Origin of the sequence: Tabrizicola sp. (genome assembly GCF_016793705.1) — a bacterium.
In the GTDB taxonomy this organism is placed as follows: Bacteria; Pseudomonadota; Alphaproteobacteria; order Rhodobacterales; family Rhodobacteraceae; genus Tabrizicola.
Map to the genome: position 1 here is coordinate 31,366 of NZ_JAEULO010000064.1, position 17,475 is coordinate 48,840.

Below are 17,475 nucleotides of genomic sequence, written 5' to 3' on the forward strand. Positions count from 1 at the left end.
ATGGTTGCTTCGCACGAATCCCTTGCCCTGTCCGGCGATTCAGAAGCGCCCTGGACATTTCAACAATTGATGAACGACCATACAGAAATGCGTGTCGCCCCCCGCTTTGGATGTGGTATCAAGACTGCGTATCGGGAGACGCCGCCATGCTTGAAACCAAACCCAAAGTCGCAGCCATCGACCCCGTCTGGCACCGTGTCTGCGAAGAGGCGGTGGAAGCCATCCGCAATGAGCCGCTGCTCGGCGGACTCATCCATTCCGGCCTTCTGCACCATTCCACGCTGGAACGCGCGCTTGCCTATCGCTTCTCGCTGAAGCTCGCCTCTGGCGAGATGAGCGAGCAGATCCTTCGCGAGATTGCAGATCAAGCCTATGACAGCGACCCTTCGATTGGTGCGGCTGCCCGCTCCGACCTCATGGCCGTCTACGAACGCGATCCGGCCTGCCACCGCTTCCTCCAGCCGCTCCTCTTCTTCAAGGGTTACCAGGCCGTCCAGGCCTATCGCATCGGACACTGGCTCTGGCTGGCGGGTCGCATCGACCTGGCCTATTTCGTCCAGATGCGCGTGTCCGAGGTCTTCGGCGTCGACATCCACCCCGCCGCCCGCGTCGGCAAGGGGATCATGATCGACCATGCCCATTCCATCGTCATCGGCGAAACCGCGGTGGTGGGCGACAACGTCTCGATGCTGCATTCCGTCACCCTCGGCGGCACCGGCAAGGAGGACGGCGACCGGCATCCCAAGATCGGCGATGGTGTCCTGATCGGGGCCGGGGCCAAGGTCCTCGGCAATATCCAGGTCGGCCATTGCTCGCGCATTGCCGCCGGGTCCGTCGTGCTGGAGGACGTGCCGCCGAACTCCACCGTTGCCGGTGTCCCGGCCCGCGTCGTCGGCAAGGCTGGCTGCGCCCAGCCCGCGCTGACCATGGACCAGATCCTGAAGGCGGAATGACCGGCCCGGCATGATCCCCGCTCTCCGCGCCTTCGCCGCCCGGGTGACGGGCCAGGCGATTTCCACCTTCGCCCGCTTCATGACCGCGCCCCGCGCCATCTGGCAGGGGATCGAGCCGGTGCCGCATCAGCGGGTCTACTTCGCCAACCACAGCTCGAACGGCGACTTCGTCCTTCTCTGGACCGCGCTCCCCGCGCCTCTTCGCCGTCAGACCCGCCCCGTCGCCGCGCTGGACTACTGGCTGACCTCCCCTATCCGCGCCTTCATCGGGCGCGAGGTGTTCAACGCTGTCCTGATCGACCGCCGCCCCGAGGCGCGGACCGAGGATCCGGTGGCACAGATGGCCGCGGCGCTCGACCAGGGCTCCTCGCTCATCCTCTTCCCCGAAGGCCAGCGCAACAGCTCGGACGCGCCCCTCCTCCCTTTCAAGTCCGGCCTTTACCACCTTGCCAAGACCCGCCCCGGCGTCGACCTTGTCCCGGTCTGGATCGCCAACCTCAACCGCGTGATGCCGAAGGGTGAAATCATCCCCGTGCCGCTGATCTGCACCCTGACCTTCGGCTCCCCCCTGCATCTGACGCCGGACGAGAGCAAGGACGCCTTCCTTGCCCGCGCCACCCAGGCGCTCCTCGCGCTGAAACCGCAGGCACTGTCATGACCTCGCCCCATCTCCTCTGGCTCCTTTCCGGCGTCGGCACCATCCTGATCGTTGCCTCCATCATCGGCGAAATCCTCAGGCTGCGCCTCTCGCCCGCGGGCGAGAACCCGGTGATCGAGAACCTGACCGCCCGCATCAACGCGTGGTGGGTGATGGTCATCTGCCTCGCGCTCGCCTTCATCGCCGGCAAGCCGGGCGTCGTCCTTCTCTTCGCGCTCTGCTCCTTCGCCGCTCTCCGCGAATTCCTGACTCTGACCACCCACAACCGCGCCGACCACTGGTCGCTCGTCGCCTGTTTCTTCCTGATCCTGCCGCTGCAGTACTGGTTCCTCGCGACAGACTGGTACGGGATGTATTCGATCTTCATCCCGGTCTACGCATTCCTCCTCCTCCCCGTCGTTTCGGCGCTTAGGGGCTCCACCAAGGACTTCTTGATCCGCGTCTCGGAAACCCAATGGGCGCTGATGATCTGCGTCTATTGCGCCAGCCATGTCCCCGCGCTCCTCTACCTGCAAATTCCGGGATTCGAGGGGCGCAACGTCATTCTCATCGCCTACCTGATCTTCGTAGTACAGCTTTCGGACGTGATGCAATACGTCTGGGGCAAGCTCGTCGGTCGCACCAAGGTCGCACCCAACCTCTCGCCCTCGAAAACCTGGGAAGGGCTGATCGGTGGCGCGCTCACCGCCAGCGCCGTCGGCACCGCGCTCTGGTGGATGACGCCCTTCTCTCCGCTCCAGGCTGCGGGCATGTGCCTCCTGATCACGCTGATGGGCTTCTTCGGCGGCCTCGTGATGTCGGCCATCAAGCGCGACCGCGGCATCAAGGACTGGGGCCACCTGATCGCCGGGCACGGAGGTTTTCTCGACCGCCTCGACAGCGTGATCTTCGCCGCGCCGATCTTCTTCCACGTCACCCGCTGGGTCTGGTCAACCACATGAGCGAAGCCGAAAACCGCCGCCCGCTGACCTCGCGCAACTCCGCCTGGGCCGCTCGCCTCGCCTCCTGGGCCGTGACGCGCGAGATCACGCCCAACCAGATTTCCCAGGCCTCCATGGGTTTCGCCGCCGCGGGCTTCTTCCTTTACGCATTGTCCACCCAGGGCGACGGCTTAAGCCAATTCCTGTGCCTGATCCTCGCCGCCGCCACCGTGCAGGCCCGGCTCGTCTGCAACCTGATCGACGGCATGGTCGCCATCGAAGGCGGCAAGGGAGCCAAGGACGGCCCCTTCTGGAACGAAGCCCCCGACCGTGTCTCCGACCTCCTGTTCTTCGCCGGCGCAGGCCTAGCTGCTGGTCGCCCGGACCTAGGCCTTCTCGCCGCCGTCCTCGCCATCGCCACCGCCTATATCCGCGAGCTGGGCCGGGCCGAGGGCTTTCCGCCCGACTTCTCCGGCCCCCTCGCCAAGCCGCAGCGCATGGCTGTCCTCACCGCAGGCACGGCCATCGCCGCCCTCTACGCGAGCGAATGGACCCTGACGGCGACTCTCTGGATCGTCGTCGCAGGGACCGCGATCACGATCCTTCGGCGCTCGCTCACCCTGATCAGCAAGCTCAAGACCCGATAGAAAAAGGGGAGCCCAAAGCCCCCCATTTTCTGTCCACAAATATCCCGCGGGGGTGCGGGGGGCGCGAAGCCCCCCGTCCGCCGATTCAAGCCAGCATCACCATCGGGTTCTCCAGCGCCTCGATCACCGCCTTCAGGAACTCCGCCCCCAAGGCCCCGTCGATCACCCGGTGATCCACCGACAGCGTCATCGACATCACCGTCGCCACCCCGATGGTTCCGTCCGCCAGCACGACCGGCTTCTTCACCCCCGCGCCGACAGCCAGGATCGAGCCATGCGGCGGGTTGATCACCGCGTCGAAATTCTCGATCCCCATCATCCCCAGGTTCGAGATCGCGAAGGACCCGCCCTGGTATTCATGCGGCGCTAGCTTCTTGTTCTTCGCCCGCGCGGCCAGGTCCTTCATCTCCGCCGACAGCGCGCTCAGCGATTTCTTGTCGGCATCGCGCAGCACCGGTGTGAACAACCCGCCCTCCACCGCCACGGCAACCGCCACGTCCGAGGGCTTCAGCCGCAGCATCCGGTCGCCCGCCCAGACGGCATTGGCGTTCGGCACCGCCTGCAACGCCATGGCACAGGCCTTGATGATGAAGTCGTTCACCGACAGCTTTACCCCGCGCCCCTCAAGCTGCTTGTTCAGCTGCTCGCGGAAGGCCATCAGCGCATCCAGCCTGACATCCCGCCGCAGGTAGAAATGCGGGATGGTCTGCTTCGCCTCGGTAAGCCGCGCGGCGATTGTCCGGCGCATCCCGTCCAGGGCCACTTCCTCGTATTGCCGGTCGGCATACATCTTCATGACGGTTTCCGCCGCCATGCCCATGGGCATCGCTGCCGCCGCCGGGGCAGGGGCCGCCGCCTTCGGGGCCTCCACCACAGCCGTAGGCCGGGCTTCAGACCGGTTCACCGGAGCCACGCCCTCGACATCCGCCCGCACGATCCGGCCATGCGGACCCGAGCCCTTCACAGCCCCAAGGTCCAGACCCTTCTCCTTGGCGATCCGCCGCGCCAGCGGCGAGGCAAACACCCGCGCGCCACCCACCGCCGGGGCAGGGGCCGCCGCCGCAACCGGCGCAACCGCCGTAGGTCGGGGTTCACCCCGACTCTCCGCCGTCTCCACCGGAGCCACCGCCTTCGGAGCCGCCGCAACTGCCGAAGCATCCTCCCCCTCGTCCAGCAGCACCGCGATGGGCGTGTTCACCTTCACCCCCGCCGTCCCTTCCGCGATCAGGATTTTCCCGACGACCCCCTCATCCACCGCCTCGAACTCCATCGTCGCCTTGTCGGTCTCGATCTCGGCGAGGATCTGGCCCGACTTGACCACGTCCCCCTCCTTGATCAGCCACTTGGCAAGCGTCCCTTCCTCCATTGTCGGGGACAAAGCAGGCATCAGAATTTCGGTAGCCATGTCCTCACCTCACCGGTAGCAGACGGATTTGACGGCGGTGACGACCTCCGCCGGGGTGATCAGCGCGAACTTCTCCAGGTTCGCCGCATAGGGCATCGGCACGTCCTTGCCCGTGCAGGTGATCACCGGAGCGTCCAGGTAATCGAACGCCCGCTGCATGATCGTGCTCGCCAGATGATCCCCGATCGACCCCACCGGGAAGCCTTCCTCCACCGTCACGCAGCGGTTGGTCTTCATCACCGAAGCCAGCACCGTGTCATAGTCGATGGGGCGCAGCGTCCGCAGGTTGATCACCTCGGCGCTGATCCCTTCGCCCACCAGAGCCTCCGCCGCAGCCAAGGCATGTGCACAGCCGATCCCGAAGGAGACCACCGTCACATCCATCCCCGGCCGCAGGATCGACGCCTTGCCGAACGGCACCACGAAATCCCCCTCGGCGGGCACCTCGAACGACCGCCCGTACAGGATCTCGTTTTCCAGGAAGATCACCGGGTTCGGATCGCGGATCGCCGACTTCAACAGCCCCTTCGCATCCGCCGCCGTATAGGGCATGCAGACGCGCAGCCCGGGGATCGCCGCATACCAGGCCGCATAGTCCTGGCTGTGCTGCGCCCCCACCCGCGCCGCCGCGCCGTTCGGGCCGCGGAACACCATGGGCGACCCCATCTGCCCGCCGGACATATACAGCGTCTTCGCCGCCGAGTTGATGATATGGTCGATGGCCTGCATCGCGAAGTTGAAGGTCATGAACTCCACGATCGGCTTCAGGCCCCCCCACGACGCCCCCGTGGCGATCCCGGCAAAGCCCATCTCGGTGATCGGCGTATCGACCACCCGCTTCGCCCCGAATTCGTCCAGCAGGCCTTGGGAAATCTTGTAGGCCCCCTGATACTCGCCGACCTCTTCCCCCATCAGGAAGACCGTCGGATCGGCCCGCATCTCCTCGGCCATCGCCTCGCGCAGGGCCTCGCGCACCGTCATCGTCTTGGTCGGCCCCGCCGGCAAGTCGGTATGCGGCCAGCCGCGCACCTCGGCCGGGGCCGGGGCAGGGGAGGGCGCCACCGGGGCCGCCGCCACCGTCGCCGGAACCTCCGCCGCCGTTGCTGCCACGGCCACCGCCGCCGGTGCAGGCGCGTCGGTCACGCTCTCGCCCTCCTCGACCAGCACCGCAATCGGCGTGTTCACCTTCACGCCCGCCGTGCCCTCGGCCACCAGGATCTTGCCAACGGTGCCTTCATCCACCGCCTCGAACTCCATCGTCGCCTTGTCGGTCTCGATCTCCGCCAGGATCTGCCCCGACTTGACCGTATCGCCTTCCTTCACCAGCCACTTTGCCAGCGTGCCCTCCTCCATGGTCGGAGAAAGCGCGGGCATCAGTACTTGCGTTGCCATGATTTCCCCTCCCTCAGGCGTAAATGTCCGTCCACAGCTCCGCATTCGGCGGCTCCGGGCTTTCCTTGGCGAATTCCGCACTTTCGTTCACAATCGCCTTGATGTCCTTGTCGATGGCCTTCAGCTCCTCGTCCGAAGCCAAGCCCCCCTGCGTCAGCAGGTCCCGGACATGCTCGATGCAATCCTTCTCGGTCTTGATCTTCTCGACTTCTTCCCGCGTCCGGTATTTCGCCGGGTCCGACATCGAATGCCCCCGGTAGCGGTAGGTCATCATCTCAAGAATGTACGGCCCCTTGCCCGCCCGGCAGTGCGCCACCGCCTTCTCGCCCGCGGCCTTCACCGCCAACACGTCCATCCCGTCGACCTGCTCGCCCGGAATGCCATAGGCGACGCCGCGGCCATACAAAGTCTCGGACTTGGTGGCCCGCTTCATGCTGGTGCCCATGGCATACTGGTTGTTCTCGATGACGAAGATCACCGGCAGCTCCCACAGCTCGGCCATGTTGTAGGTCTCGTAGACCTGGCCCTGGTTCGCCGCGCCGTCGCCGAAATAGGTGAAGGTCACGTTGTCGTTGCCCAGATACTTGTCGGCAAAGGCCAGCCCGGCCCCCAGCGGCACCTGAGCGCCAACGATCCCGTGCCCGCCGTAGAAGTGTTTCTCTTTCGAGAACATGTGCATCGAGCCGCCCTTGCCCTTCGAGTATCCCCCGATGCGCCCGGTCAGTTCGGCCATCACGCCCTTGGCGTCCATCCCGCAGGCCAGCATATGCCCGTGGTCGCGGTAGCTCGTCACCCGCTTGTCACCCTCTTTCGATGCTGCCTCCAGCCCGACGACCACCGCCTCCTGCCCGATGTACAGGTGGCAGAACCCGCCGATCAGCCCCATGCCGTAAAGCTGCCCCGCCTTCTCCTCGAAGCGGCGGATCAGCAGCATCTCGCGGTAGTATTTCAGCAAGTCGTCCTTCGAGACATTCGGTCTCGCGTCGGGCTTCTTCGCCATCAGGCTCCTCCCAGGCTGTGTTTGCAGCTGCAGAAAATGGTTTAGTGTTAAACCATCCATACAGCATCGGTGTTTATTGGGTCAAAAGGATTCTCCTGCCCTCGCGTCATCCAGGCAACATGGCACCCATGCGCAAAAGGAAAGGCCCGCCCGGACGGATCACCCCCCGATTCGCCCTCCAAGGTTAACACCTGATGGCAGAGACGCGCGTAAAGACGGAAGGAAGATGGAGGGACGACAGGAAGACGGCTTGTCATCCGGAGGATTACCTCAGGGTCCGCAAGGCCTTAGCGGATGGCGATCTCGTCCGATCGCATATATCCCAGCACATCCCGCGTCTGCTGGTCCAGAAGGTCGAGGTCAAGGTAGTCGTCCGACAGCCGGTGTGTCAGGTTCTGCATCTCCGCCAGATCGGCGGCCAGCTTGTCCCGCTCTGCCCGCAAGGTTTCCGCCTCGGCGTTGATCGCCACCCGGGCGAACATGCCATAATCCCCCTGCACGGCGGCGAAGGTGAAGGAAATTCCGACGGGCACGACCAGGACCAGATAGGCCAGGCCTCCAAAGCTTCGCTGCGAATTTGCTGCCGACATGCGCCCTCAACTCGCCTCTCTTGGACCGGAGGCGTGTGGCGAATCATGACACAAGACGAATCACTTGTGAATCCTGAAAATGCATCCCGCTCAAAGACTTGAGTGGGAGAGTGCTTTCCCTGACGACTTGCAGCCTCAGGTGATCGAGGCCGCGTGGATACTGTCGACCGCGTTCTTCAGCACCTTGTCGAACTCGCCCTCGCTCTGCTGCGCCGACAGCCCCTCGCTCAGCGCCCGGCTGAAGCTCGCGATGATCCCGTGGTTCTTCGCAAGGATCTGGTTCGCGGCATCGCGGGAATGTCCGCCCGACAGCGCGACGACCTTCAGCACCTTCGGGTGCTTGACGAGCGGCTGATAGAAGTCGGGCACCGTCGGCAGGCTGAGCTTCAGCATGACCTGACCCTCAAGCCCTTCCAGATGCTTCAGGATTTCCTCCTGCAGGATGACCTCGGCCTCGGCCTTGTCGGCAATCGAGATCGTCACTTCCGGCTCCAGGATCGGCATCAGCCCGTGGCTGGCCACCTGCCGCCCGATGTCGAACTGCTGCGCCACGATGGCCGCAATCCCCTTGCGGTTCGCCCCATTGATCACCGAGCGTTCCTTGGTCCCGTAGATCCCAGCCTTCACTGCGCGGGCCAGCAGCGCATCGAGGCCCGGGATCGGCTTCATCAACTGGACGCCATCGGCCTCCGCCTCCAGCCCCTTGTCGATCTTCAGGAACGGCACCACGCCGCGCTTCTCCCACAAGTAGGTTGCGGTCGGGATCCCGTCGACCTTGCGGTCCATGGTCTGCTCGAACAGGATCGCCCCCACCACCTTGTCGCCGGTAAAGGCCGGGGACTGGATGATCCGCGCCCGCATCGCATGGATCAGGTCGAACATCTGCTCTTCGCCGGAATATTCGCCTTCCGAAATTCCGTATTGCTTCAAGGCCTTGGGGGTCGATCCGCCCGACTGGTCGAGGGCTGCGATAAAGCCCCGCCCGGCGCGCATCTGTTCGGTCATCTTCGCGTTGGTCATGTCCGTCTCCCGACTGTCAGTGCTGGCATAGCTCCTGCGGCCTAACCCATCAAGGCCTTCACGCCCGGCAATTCCTTGCCCTCCATCCATTCCAGGAAGGCCCCCCCGGCGGTGGAGATGAAGGTGAAATCTTCCGCCGCCCCCGCCGCATTCAGCGCCGCAACGGTATCGCCGCCGCCTGCCACGGAAATGAGCCTCCCCTCACGGGTCAACCGCGCTGCCGCCTGCGCTGCAGCAAAAGTCGCCGCATTGAACGGCTCGATCTCGAAAGCTCCCAGAGGACCGTTCCAGATCAAGGTCCTGGCGGATGCGAACACCCCCTCCAGCTCCTTCACCGTCTGCGGCCCGGCATCCAGGATCATCGCATCCGGCGGACATTTGTGGACGCTCACCACATGGGCTTCCGCCCCCGCCTTGAACTCCCGCGCGACGACCACATCCACCGGCAGATGGATCTGGCAGCCCGCCTTCTGCGCCCGGTGCCGGATCTCCCGCGCCGTCTCGGCCATCTCGCGTTCGGCCAGCGAATTGCCGACCTCGATCCCCTCGGCGACAAGGAAGGTATTCGCCATCCCCCCGCCGATCACCAGATGGTCGACCTTCGTCACCAGGTTTGCCAAGAGCTCGATCTTGGTGGAAACCTTCGCCCCCCCGACAACCGCCACCACCGGCCTTTGCGGCGACCCCAGCGCCGCCTCCAGCGCGCGCAACTCCGCTTCCATCAGCCGTCCCGCCGCCGAGGGCAGAAGCTGCGCCAACCCCTCTGTGGAGGCATGGGCGCGATGAGCCGCCGAAAACGCATCATTCACAAAGACTTGCCCCAGGGCCGCCATCTGCGCCGCCAGCTCGGGATCGTTCTTCTCCTCACCCGGATGGAAGCGGGTGTTCTCCAGCAGAACCACCTCCGCAGGTCCCGCCTTGGCGATCGCCGCTGCCGCTGCTTCGCCCACACAGTCCGAGCCGAACACCACCTTCCGCCCCAGCGACCCCGCAAGCGCATCGACCACATGCGACAGGCTCATTTCCGGCACCACCCTGCCTTTCGGCCGGTCAAAATGCGCGAGCAGCACCACCTTGCCGCCCTTGGCAACGATCGCCTCCACCGTCTGCTTGATCTTGTCGATCCGGGTCATGTCGGTGACTTTCCCGGCCTCCATCGGCACGTTGATGTCGACCCGCACCAGCACCACTTTCCCCTTCAGGTCCATGTCGTCGAGCGTTTTCCAGGGCATCGCCATCTCCATCTCTGTAAGCCTGCCCGCTTTTGGCGCGGGGATCACGCCTACGTCAACCGCTTCCGACGCTTTGCCCTTCCCTTGGGCGGATGCCCCCATTACGGTCACGCCCGACCGAAACTTGAGGAACCCCCGATGGCCAACATCAAGGACCCAGAAAACACCATCATCCTGACGCTGAAGGACGGCGAAGTGGTGATCGAGCTGCTCGCCGACGTGGCACCGAAACATGCCGAGCGGATGAAGCAGCTTGCCCGCGACAAGGCTTACGACAACGTGGCCTTCCACCGGGTGATCGACGGCTTCATGGCCCAGACCGGCGATGTGGAGAACGCCAACATGGAAAGCCCCAGCTACAATCCCCGCCGGGCGGGGACGGGCGGCTCGCAGTATCCCGACCTTCCGGCCGAGTTCTCCAAACTGCCGCATGACCGGGGCACGCTTGGCGCCGCGCGCTCGCAGAACCCGAACTCGGCCAACAGCCAGTTCTTCATCAACTTCCGCGACAACCATTTTCTGAACAACCAGTACACGGTCTATGGCCGTGTGATCTCGGGGATGGAGCATGTCGACAAGATCACCCGGGGCGAACCGCCGCAGAACCCCGACCGCATGGTCACTGTCCGGGTGGCTGCCGATGTCGCGTAACCTGATCCTCGCCGCCGCCTTTGCGGCCCTCGCCGCCCCCGCCTTCGCACAAGCCACCGACGGCCCGGGCCCGAACCTCACGATCGAGGTCGCGGGCGCGGCCAACGGCACCGTGGTGATCGACCTTCTCCCCGACCTTGCTCCCCAGCATGTTGCGCAGATCGTCGCGCTGGCCAAGGAAGGCGCCTATGACAATGTTGTCTTCCACCGCGTGATCGACGGCTTCATGGCCCAGACCGGCGATGTGCAGTATGGCAAGGCCGGGTCCGACACCTCGATGGCGGGTATGGGTGGCTCGGACAAGCCGGACATCCCGGCCGAGTTCACCGACAAGGCCAGCTTCCAGCGCGGAGTCGTCGGCATGGCGCGCGCGAATGACCCCAACAGCGCGAACAGCCAGTTCTTCATCACCTTCGGCGATGCAAGTTTCCTCGACGGCCAATACACCATCGTCGGCAACGTGATCTCGGGGATGGATGTCGTTGACGCCATCCAGCGCGGCGAACCGCCCGCGACGCCCGACGTGATGACCAAGGTCACGGTTCAGGAGTGAGCGAACAGCGGGGTGGGCAAGTTGCCCACCCCGCAGTCCTACCCCAGCACCACCAGCGCGTGCCGCTTCTTGCCTGCGGTCAGCTTCATCGGCTCGGCCAGATGTCCCGCGCCATAGCGCAAGCCGCTGTCGGTGATGATCTCGTCATTCACCTTCGCTCCGCCCTCCGCGATCAGGCGCTTCGCATCCTTGCCGCTCGCCGCAAGACCCGCGCGCACGAACAACTGCACGATCCCCACGCCATCGGCCAGTTCGGCGGGCTCCAGCGTGACGGTCGGAAGATTGTCCCCGATCCCACCCTTTTCGAACACTTCCCGCGCCGTGGCCTCGGCGGCCGCAGCTGCCTCGGCCCCGTGCAACAGCGTCGTCACCGCGTTCGCCAGCACGATCTTGGCCTCATTGACCTCCGATCCGCCCAAGGCGCCCAGCCGGTCGCACTCGGCCACCGGCAACTCGCTGTAAAGCTTCAGGAACCGGCCTACATCGGCATCCGGGACATTGCGCCAGAACTGCCAGAACTCGTAGGAACTGAACAGGTCGCCATTCAGCCAGACCGCTCCTGACTGGCTCTTGCCCATCTTCCGCCCGTCGCTCATCGCCAAAAGCGGCGAGGTCAGGCCGAACACCTCCCCCCCGATCACCCGGCGGGTCAGGTCGACGCCGTTGACGATGTTTCCCCACTGGTCCGACCCGCCCATCTGCAACAGGCAGCCATAGCGGCGGTGCAGCTCCAAAAAGTCATAGGCCTGCAAAATCATGTAGTTGAATTCCAGGAACGACAGGCTCTGCTCCCGGTCCAGCCGTGACTTGACGCTCTCGAAGGACAGCATCCGGTTGACGCTGAAATGTCGGCCGATGTCGCGCAGGAAACCGATGTAGTTCAGCGCGTCCAGCCATTCTGCGTTGTTGACCATGATCGCGTCGGTCGGGCCGTCGCCGAAGCGGACATAAGGCGAGAACGCCTTCTTGATCCCCTCGATGTTCGATGCGATCTGTGCATCGGTCAGCAGGGGCCGCTCGTCCGCACGGAATGACGGGTCGCCGATCTTGGTCGTGCCCCCGCCCATCAGCACGATGGGCTTGCCCCCGCACTTCTGCAACCAGCGCAGCATCATGATCTGGATCAGGCTGCCGACATGCAGCGACGTCGCCGTTGCGTCGAAGCCGATGTAGCCCGGTAGCACACCCTTCACCAATGCCTCGTCAAGCGCCTGATAATCCGTGCAATCGGCAACAAAGCCGCGCTCGAACATCACGCGCATGAAGTCAGATTTCGGATGGTAGTTCATGGCCGCCTCGGTCTAGGATGCGCGCGGTATATCTGTGCGAAGGTTCCAAGGGAAGATGCGGAAGGACGGGGCTCTGTGGGCACTCGGTGCCATGTCCGGCACCTCGCTGGACGGGGTCGACGCCGCGATGATCAAGACCGATGGCCACGCGGTCTTCGCCTTCGGCCCCGCCGCCTATCGCCCCTACACGCCCGAGGAGCAGGAGGCCCTGCGCGCTGCCCTCGGCCAATGGCCCGGCGATCCACAGGTCGAGGCTGCGGCGGAGGTGGTCGAGACCGCCCATGCCGAAGTCCTCGCCCGCTTCTCCGGCGCCGAAGTTCTGGGTTTCCACGGCCAGACCCTCGCGCATGACCCGAAGGGCCGGGGCACCCACCAATGCGGCAACGGCGCGCTGCTGGCGCAGCTTCTGGGCCTGCCGACGGTCTGGGACTTCCGCTCCTCCGACGTCACCATCGGCGGGCAGGGCGCGCCGCTTGCCCCCTTCTACCACTACGCGCTCGCCCGCCACATCGGCGCGACCGAACCCCTGGCCTTCCTCAACCTCGGCGGTGTCGGCAACCTGACCTGGATCGACCCCACCGCCCCCGGCCCGGAAAGCCCCGGCGCGCTGATGGCCTTCGATACCGGCCCCGCCAATGCGCCAATCAACGACCTGACGCGCGACCGGCTCGGCCACTCCCACGACGAGGGCGGCGCGCTTGCCGCTCAAGGCGAGGTCGACGAGGACTTCGTTGCCTCGGTCCTGAAAGACCCCTGGTTCGACGCTCCCCCGCCGAAATCGCTCGACCGCAACGATTTCCACGGCCTGATCGACCGGCTGGAGATGCTGTCGGACGCAGACGCCGCCGCCACGCTGACCGCCATCGCCGCGGCGTGCGTCGCCGCCGCGCAAATCCATTTCCCCGCCCCCGTGACCCGCATCCTCGTCACCGGCGGTGGCCGCCACAACCCCACCCTTATGGCCGAACTCCGCCGCCGCATCCCCTGCCCGATCCTGCCGGTCGAGGATGTGGGCCTCGACGGCGACATGCTGGAGGCCCAGGCCTTCGCCTTCCTCGCCGTCCGCGTCCTGCGCAAGATGGCAACCTCCAGCCCCGACACGACCGGTGCGCCGGCCCTTGTCGGAGGCGGCCAGATCAGCCGGCCCGACTAAGCCGCCCGGCCAGGATCGGGGCCGAATAGATCACCAGCGCCGCCCAGATCAGGCTGAAAGCCAAGAGTTTCACCTTGCTGAACGGCTCGTCGAAGATGAAGACCGCGGTGAGGAAGATCATCGTCGGCGCGATGTACTGCATGATCGCGATGGTCGACAGCGTCAGCCGCTTCGCGCCGTTGGCGTAGATCATCAGCGGCACCGCCGTCACCAGCCCGCAGCCCAGCAGCAGCGCATCGTCCCATACCACGCCCTGCCGGAAATGCGACGTGCCCTGCGCCGCCAGCCAGACCATGTAACCGATCGCCGGGATCAACAGGATCAACACCTCCAGCGTGAAGCCCTGGTTCGGCCCGATCGGCAGCCGCTTCTTGAGGTAGGCATAGAACCCCCAGGTCAGCGTCAGCCCCAGCGCGACCACTGGCAGCCGCCCCGCATCCCAGGTCAGGATGCCGACCGCCACCACCGCCAGCGCAATCGCCGCCATCTGCGTCCGGCCCATCCGCTCGCCCAAGAGCACGGCGCCCAGGAAGATCGAGAACAGCGGGTTGATGTAATATCCAAGCGCCGCGTCCAGCGCATGCCCGGACCCGATGGCCCAGACATAGATGCCCCAGTTCACGGAAATCAGCGCCGCGGTCATCGCGCCCATGCCCAGCATCCGGGGCGATACCAGCGCCGCCCGCAGGTCTGCCGTCCGCCCCGTCCACCACAGCACCACCAGCGCCACCGGCACCGACCAGAGCACCCGATGCGCGATCACCTCGGGCGGCGGGATATGCGCCAGGGCCTTCATGTACAGCGGCAGGAACCCCCAGAGGAGATAGGCCGCCAGCGCATAGAGAAAGCCCGAGAGGCTGTCGCCGCCGGAGGCAGTCGGACGGGGCAGGGGGGTGGTGTCGCTCATGCTTCTCCCCTACCCAATCCCCCGACCGACAACCACCTCGTTCTTGTGCCCCGCACAATCCCGCATCGGTCCCGCCTTTCATCTTTGCCGAAATATCCCCGCGCGGCGCGCATCCGCGCTGTCCGACCCGGCGACCGGCCGCAGCCTCAGAGCCGCCGCGCCAGATACTCCTTCGTGAACCCCGCATAGCCCTCGGCCGTCACCTGCAAATCCTGCCGCATCAGCCCGTGCAGCTCGGGCAGGCGGTGGAAGGGGACGGCTGGCCACACATGATGTTCCACATGATAGGGCATGTTCCAGGCCAGGAACCGGACGATCCGGTTGGTGAAGGTCGTGCGCGTGTTCTGGAACATGTTCGCCACCCGCGGGCAATCGCCATGTTCCGCCAGCAGATACAGCCGCAGGAAGGGCTGGCCCAGCAGCACCGGCACCACCCAGACCCACAGCAGCAAGGGCGTCCAGACCAGCGTCAGCCCCGCCAGCGCATAACCAGCCACCATGACCCTTGCCTCGGTGACGATCCGGCCCTTGGCGCTCAACGGCAGATACTCGCCCTCGACCTTGCCCCGCGCCAGCGCTGCGATCAGCCGCAGCCCCGATCCCCAATACGGCAGGCCCGAGACATGGATCCCCCACTCCCGCAGGGTCGCGGGCTTCTCGCTGGCCAGCTCCGGGTCCTTCCCGTCGATGTTCGTCCAGCGATGATGCGCCAGATGGAAATAGCGAAACCACTCGAAGGGCAGAAGCAGCAGGAACCCCGCCAGCCGCCCGGCCCATTCGTTCAGCCAGAGCGAGGCGAAGGGCGTCTTGTGCGTCGCCTCATGCTCCAGCGTGAACAGGAAGACGATCAACACCCCCTGAACCGGCAACAGCGCCCACCACCCCGGCACACCCGCCGCGATAAGCCCGCCCGCCAGCAGGATCAGCCCCACATGCAGCGCCAGATGCCGCAGGCCCGCCCTGTCGGAGCGGGCGGTCATCGCCTCGCGCAACTCGGTCGGAACGCCGGCCAGAAATTCCCGGTGATCCCTCATGACTTCAGTTCCCAGCCCGGAGACGCCAGTTCAAACCCCTGGAAACGGAACCCGGGCGAGACGGTGCAACTGACCAGCGTCCACTCCCCCGCGGACTGCGCCGCCTGCCACCATCCCGCCGGAACCACCGCCTGCACCACATCACCCTCCAGCACATCCGGTCCCAGCCGCACATCGCTGGCAGAGTGCTCCCCCAGCGACAGTATCAGCGGAGCGCCTGCATGCCACAGCCAGATCTCGTCGGCATCGACCCGGTGCCAATGGCTCCGCTCGCCCGCCTTCAGCAGGAACAGGATCGCCGTCCCGCTCGCCCGCCCATCGACCAATGGCCCGACCCAGGTCTGCCGATACCAGCCGCCCTCGGGATGCGGCGCCAGCTCCAGCCTGCGGATGATCTCCTCGGCGCTCATGCTTCCCTCCACTCACCCGGAGCAAGCCCCTCCAGCGTCCAGTCGCCCACCCGACAGCGGATCAGCCGCAGGCAGGGCAGGCCAACGGCGGCACACATCCGCCGCACCTGGCGGTTGCGCCCCTCGCGAATTACCAGCTCGATCCACCCGTCCGGCACCGACTTCCGCACCCTGATCGGCGGCACCCGCGGCCAGAGCCATGCGGGCTCCGCCACCCCCCGCGCCTTGGCCGGCAGGGTCGGCCCGTCGTTCAGCTCCACCCCCTCCCGCAACCGCTCCAGCGCGGCCTCCGTCACCACCCCCTCGACCTGCGCAAGATAGGTCTTCTCCAGCTTGTGCTTCGGGTCCGCGATCCGCGCCTGCAGCTTCCCGTCATCGGTCAGCACCAGCAGCCCCTCGCTGTCCCGATCCAGCCGCCCCGCCGGATAGACCCCCTTCACCGCCACGAAATCCGCCAGCACCGCCCGCTCCCCCTCGCGCGAGAACTGGCAGAGCACGTCATAGGGCTTGTTCAGAAGGATCAGCATGGCGAAGACCTAGCGCAGCCCACCCCCCGTTGCCAACCCAGCCTTCCCATGCCAGCCTCCGCCCCATGACCCAGACCCTGATCATCGGCGCCGGCATCACCGGCGCGGCGCTGGCCTTCCAGCTCTTCCGGCGCGGCGAGGATGTGACCCTGGTCTCGACCCATGCCCAAGGCGGCCTCGCCTCGGCGGCGAGCTTCGGCTGGCTCAATGCCTCGTATTTCCTGAATCACTCACACTATCACCTGCGACACGCAGGCATGGCCGCCCACCGCCGCCTGACCGAAGCCCTTCCGGGCCTGCCGACCACCTGGCAAGGCTGCCTCTGGTACGAAGCGACCGGAGACGCGCAGGAAGAAACCGCCGCCGATCTTCTGGCGCTCGGCTACAAGGTCGAACGGCTGATCAGGTCGCAGATTGTCGACCGCCTTCCCGCCCTCGGACCCGTCCCCGACACCGCGCTCTTCTTTCCGGAAGAGGGCGTGGCCGACCCCGCGATCCTGGCCCGTGCCCTGATCACCGCTTCCGGCGCTGCGGTGGTCCGCGCCACCGTCCAGTCCGTGACCGAGAAGAAGGGCAGGGCGACCGGCGTCCTCACCGACCTCGGCCCCCTGCCTGCCGACCGGGTGATCCTCGCCACCGGCACGGGCACCCCGGAACTGCTGGAGCCGCTCGGCTTTACCCTGCCGATGCTGCAACGTCCCGGACTGATGATCGCGACCAATGCCTTGCCGCCGATCTGTCCGGTCGTCCTCGCCACCCCCGATCAGGAGGTCCGTCAGGACGCGAAGGGGCACCTGATCGCCCCCGCCTCCGCCGGGCATCAGGGTGACCATGCCGAGACGCTGGGCTCTTTCCCCGTGGTGGTGAACGCGACCCTGACCCGCCTCCGCGCCCTGTTTCCCGGTCACGACATCCACTTCGCCCATCAGGCCATGGCGTTGCGCCCGGTGCCGGGCGACGGATTGCCGGTCGTGGGGCAGGGGCCGCTTAAGGGCCTCTGGATCGCGGTGATGCATTCCGGCGCGACGCTGGCCCCGGTGGCGGCGGAACTCTTGGCCGAAGAGATCACCGGCGGCCCGGAAAGCCCACTATTGGCCGATTTCCGCCCCGCGCGCTTCCAATAGAAACGGGCGC

Annotated in this window: 19 protein-coding genes; 8 read left to right on the plus strand and 11 right to left on the minus strand. The window is 65.8% G+C overall.

What is annotated here, in order from left to right:
- The first annotated feature begins 146 nt into the window (after positions 1 to 146).
- Genes cysE through JNJ68_RS16145 form a run of 4 tightly spaced genes read left to right on the plus strand, consistent with a single transcriptional unit; the run spans position 147 to position 3,178 of the window.
- Entirely contained in the window at positions 147 to 953 is an 807-nt protein-coding gene (cysE, locus tag JNJ68_RS16130) for a serine O-acetyltransferase (protein ID WP_294983737.1), read from the plus strand.
- A gap of 10 nt (positions 954 to 963) precedes the next feature.
- Positions 964 to 1,611, plus strand: coding sequence for a lysophospholipid acyltransferase family protein (locus tag JNJ68_RS16135; protein WP_294983739.1), 648 nt, complete (start codon positions 964 to 966; stop codon positions 1,609 to 1,611).
- A complete protein-coding gene (locus JNJ68_RS16140; protein WP_294983742.1) occupies positions 1,608 to 2,552 on the plus strand; it encodes a phosphatidate cytidylyltransferase in 945 nt (314 codons plus the stop codon). Before JNJ68_RS16135 ends, JNJ68_RS16140 begins: the two co-directional genes overlap by 4 nt.
- On the plus strand, positions 2,549 to 3,178 hold the full coding sequence (locus JNJ68_RS16145; protein WP_294983744.1) for a CDP-alcohol phosphatidyltransferase family protein: 630 nt from the start codon (positions 2,549 to 2,551) through the stop codon (positions 3,176 to 3,178). The genes JNJ68_RS16140 and JNJ68_RS16145 overlap by 4 nt, the downstream gene beginning before the upstream one ends.
- An 85-nt stretch (positions 3,179 to 3,263) precedes the next feature.
- Here JNJ68_RS16145 and JNJ68_RS16150 read toward each other — a convergent pair whose 3' ends face one another.
- From JNJ68_RS16150 to JNJ68_RS16175, 6 genes are all read right to left on the minus strand, one after another.
- On the minus strand, positions 3,264 to 4,583 hold the full coding sequence (locus tag JNJ68_RS16150) for a pyruvate dehydrogenase complex dihydrolipoamide acetyltransferase (protein ID WP_294983747.1): 1,320 nt from the start codon (positions 4,581 to 4,583) through the stop codon (positions 3,264 to 3,266).
- A 9-nt stretch (positions 4,584 to 4,592) separates the two neighbouring features.
- Entirely contained in the window at positions 4,593 to 5,975 is a 1,383-nt protein-coding gene (locus JNJ68_RS16155; RefSeq protein ID WP_294983750.1) for a pyruvate dehydrogenase complex E1 component subunit beta, read from the minus strand.
- Between the two features lie 13 nt (positions 5,976 to 5,988).
- Positions 5,989 to 6,975, minus strand: coding sequence for a pyruvate dehydrogenase (acetyl-transferring) E1 component subunit alpha (gene pdhA, locus JNJ68_RS16160; protein WP_294983753.1), 987 nt, complete (start codon positions 6,973 to 6,975; stop codon positions 5,989 to 5,991).
- A gap of 287 nt (positions 6,976 to 7,262) precedes the next feature.
- On the minus strand, positions 7,263 to 7,565 hold the full coding sequence (locus JNJ68_RS16165; protein WP_294983756.1) for a septum formation initiator family protein: 303 nt from the start codon (positions 7,563 to 7,565) through the stop codon (positions 7,263 to 7,265).
- Positions 7,566 to 7,700: 135 nt separating this feature from the next.
- Positions 7,701 to 8,585 carry a fructose bisphosphate aldolase gene (locus tag JNJ68_RS16170; protein WP_294983758.1) on the minus strand — a complete coding sequence of 295 codons (885 nt, stop codon included), beginning with the start codon at positions 8,583 to 8,585 and terminating at the stop codon, positions 7,701 to 7,703.
- A gap of 41 nt (positions 8,586 to 8,626) precedes the next feature.
- Positions 8,627 to 9,817 (minus strand): phosphoglycerate kinase, encoded by a 1,191-nt coding sequence (locus JNJ68_RS16175; RefSeq protein WP_294983761.1) that lies wholly within the window; start codon positions 9,815 to 9,817, stop codon positions 8,627 to 8,629.
- A 138-nt stretch (positions 9,818 to 9,955) separates the two neighbouring features.
- On the opposite strand from JNJ68_RS16175, the gene JNJ68_RS16180 reads away from it, so the two are divergent.
- Both JNJ68_RS16180 and JNJ68_RS16185 read left to right on the plus strand, forming a co-directional pair.
- Positions 9,956 to 10,468: a peptidylprolyl isomerase gene (locus JNJ68_RS16180; protein ID WP_294983764.1), complete on the plus strand. Its 513-nt coding sequence runs from the start codon at positions 9,956 to 9,958 to the stop codon at positions 10,466 to 10,468.
- Positions 10,458 to 11,021 carry a peptidylprolyl isomerase gene (locus JNJ68_RS16185; RefSeq protein WP_294983767.1) on the plus strand — a complete coding sequence of 188 codons (564 nt, stop codon included), beginning with the start codon at positions 10,458 to 10,460 and terminating at the stop codon, positions 11,019 to 11,021. The genes JNJ68_RS16180 and JNJ68_RS16185 overlap by 11 nt, the downstream gene beginning before the upstream one ends.
- 38 nt (positions 11,022 to 11,059) lie before the next feature.
- On the opposite strand, the gene tyrS is transcribed toward JNJ68_RS16185, so the two are convergent.
- A complete protein-coding gene (gene tyrS, locus JNJ68_RS16190; RefSeq protein WP_294983770.1) occupies positions 11,060 to 12,310 on the minus strand; it encodes a tyrosine--tRNA ligase in 1,251 nt (416 codons plus the stop codon).
- A 55-nt stretch (positions 12,311 to 12,365) separates the two neighbouring features.
- Here tyrS and JNJ68_RS16195 point away from each other — a divergent pair, with 55 nt between their 5' ends.
- Complete coding sequence (locus JNJ68_RS16195) at positions 12,366 to 13,463, plus strand: anhydro-N-acetylmuramic acid kinase (RefSeq protein WP_294983773.1); 1,098 nt, start codon at positions 12,366 to 12,368, stop codon at positions 13,461 to 13,463.
- Here JNJ68_RS16195 and rarD read toward each other — a convergent pair.
- The 4 genes from rarD to JNJ68_RS16215 form a co-directional block, all read right to left on the minus strand.
- Positions 13,447 to 14,370, minus strand: coding sequence for an EamA family transporter RarD (gene rarD, locus JNJ68_RS16200; RefSeq protein ID WP_294983776.1), 924 nt, complete (start codon positions 14,368 to 14,370; stop codon positions 13,447 to 13,449). The genes JNJ68_RS16195 and rarD overlap by 17 nt on opposite strands.
- A gap of 146 nt (positions 14,371 to 14,516) precedes the next feature.
- Positions 14,517 to 15,404: a fatty acid desaturase gene (locus JNJ68_RS16205; RefSeq protein ID WP_294983778.1), complete on the minus strand. Its 888-nt coding sequence runs from the start codon at positions 15,402 to 15,404 to the stop codon at positions 14,517 to 14,519.
- Positions 15,401 to 15,814 (minus strand): cupin domain-containing protein, encoded by a 414-nt coding sequence (locus tag JNJ68_RS16210; protein ID WP_294983781.1) that lies wholly within the window; start codon positions 15,812 to 15,814, stop codon positions 15,401 to 15,403. Before JNJ68_RS16210 ends, JNJ68_RS16205 begins: the two co-directional genes overlap by 4 nt.
- Positions 15,811 to 16,341, minus strand: coding sequence for a pseudouridine synthase (locus JNJ68_RS16215; protein ID WP_294983782.1), 531 nt, complete (start codon positions 16,339 to 16,341; stop codon positions 15,811 to 15,813). Before JNJ68_RS16215 ends, JNJ68_RS16210 begins: the two co-directional genes overlap by 4 nt.
- A gap of 65 nt (positions 16,342 to 16,406) precedes the next feature.
- On the opposite strand from JNJ68_RS16215, the gene JNJ68_RS16220 reads away from it, so the two are divergent.
- Complete coding sequence (locus tag JNJ68_RS16220; RefSeq protein WP_294983785.1) at positions 16,407 to 17,465, plus strand: FAD-binding oxidoreductase; 1,059 nt, start codon at positions 16,407 to 16,409, stop codon at positions 17,463 to 17,465.
- Positions 17,466 to 17,475 lie beyond the last annotated feature (10 nt).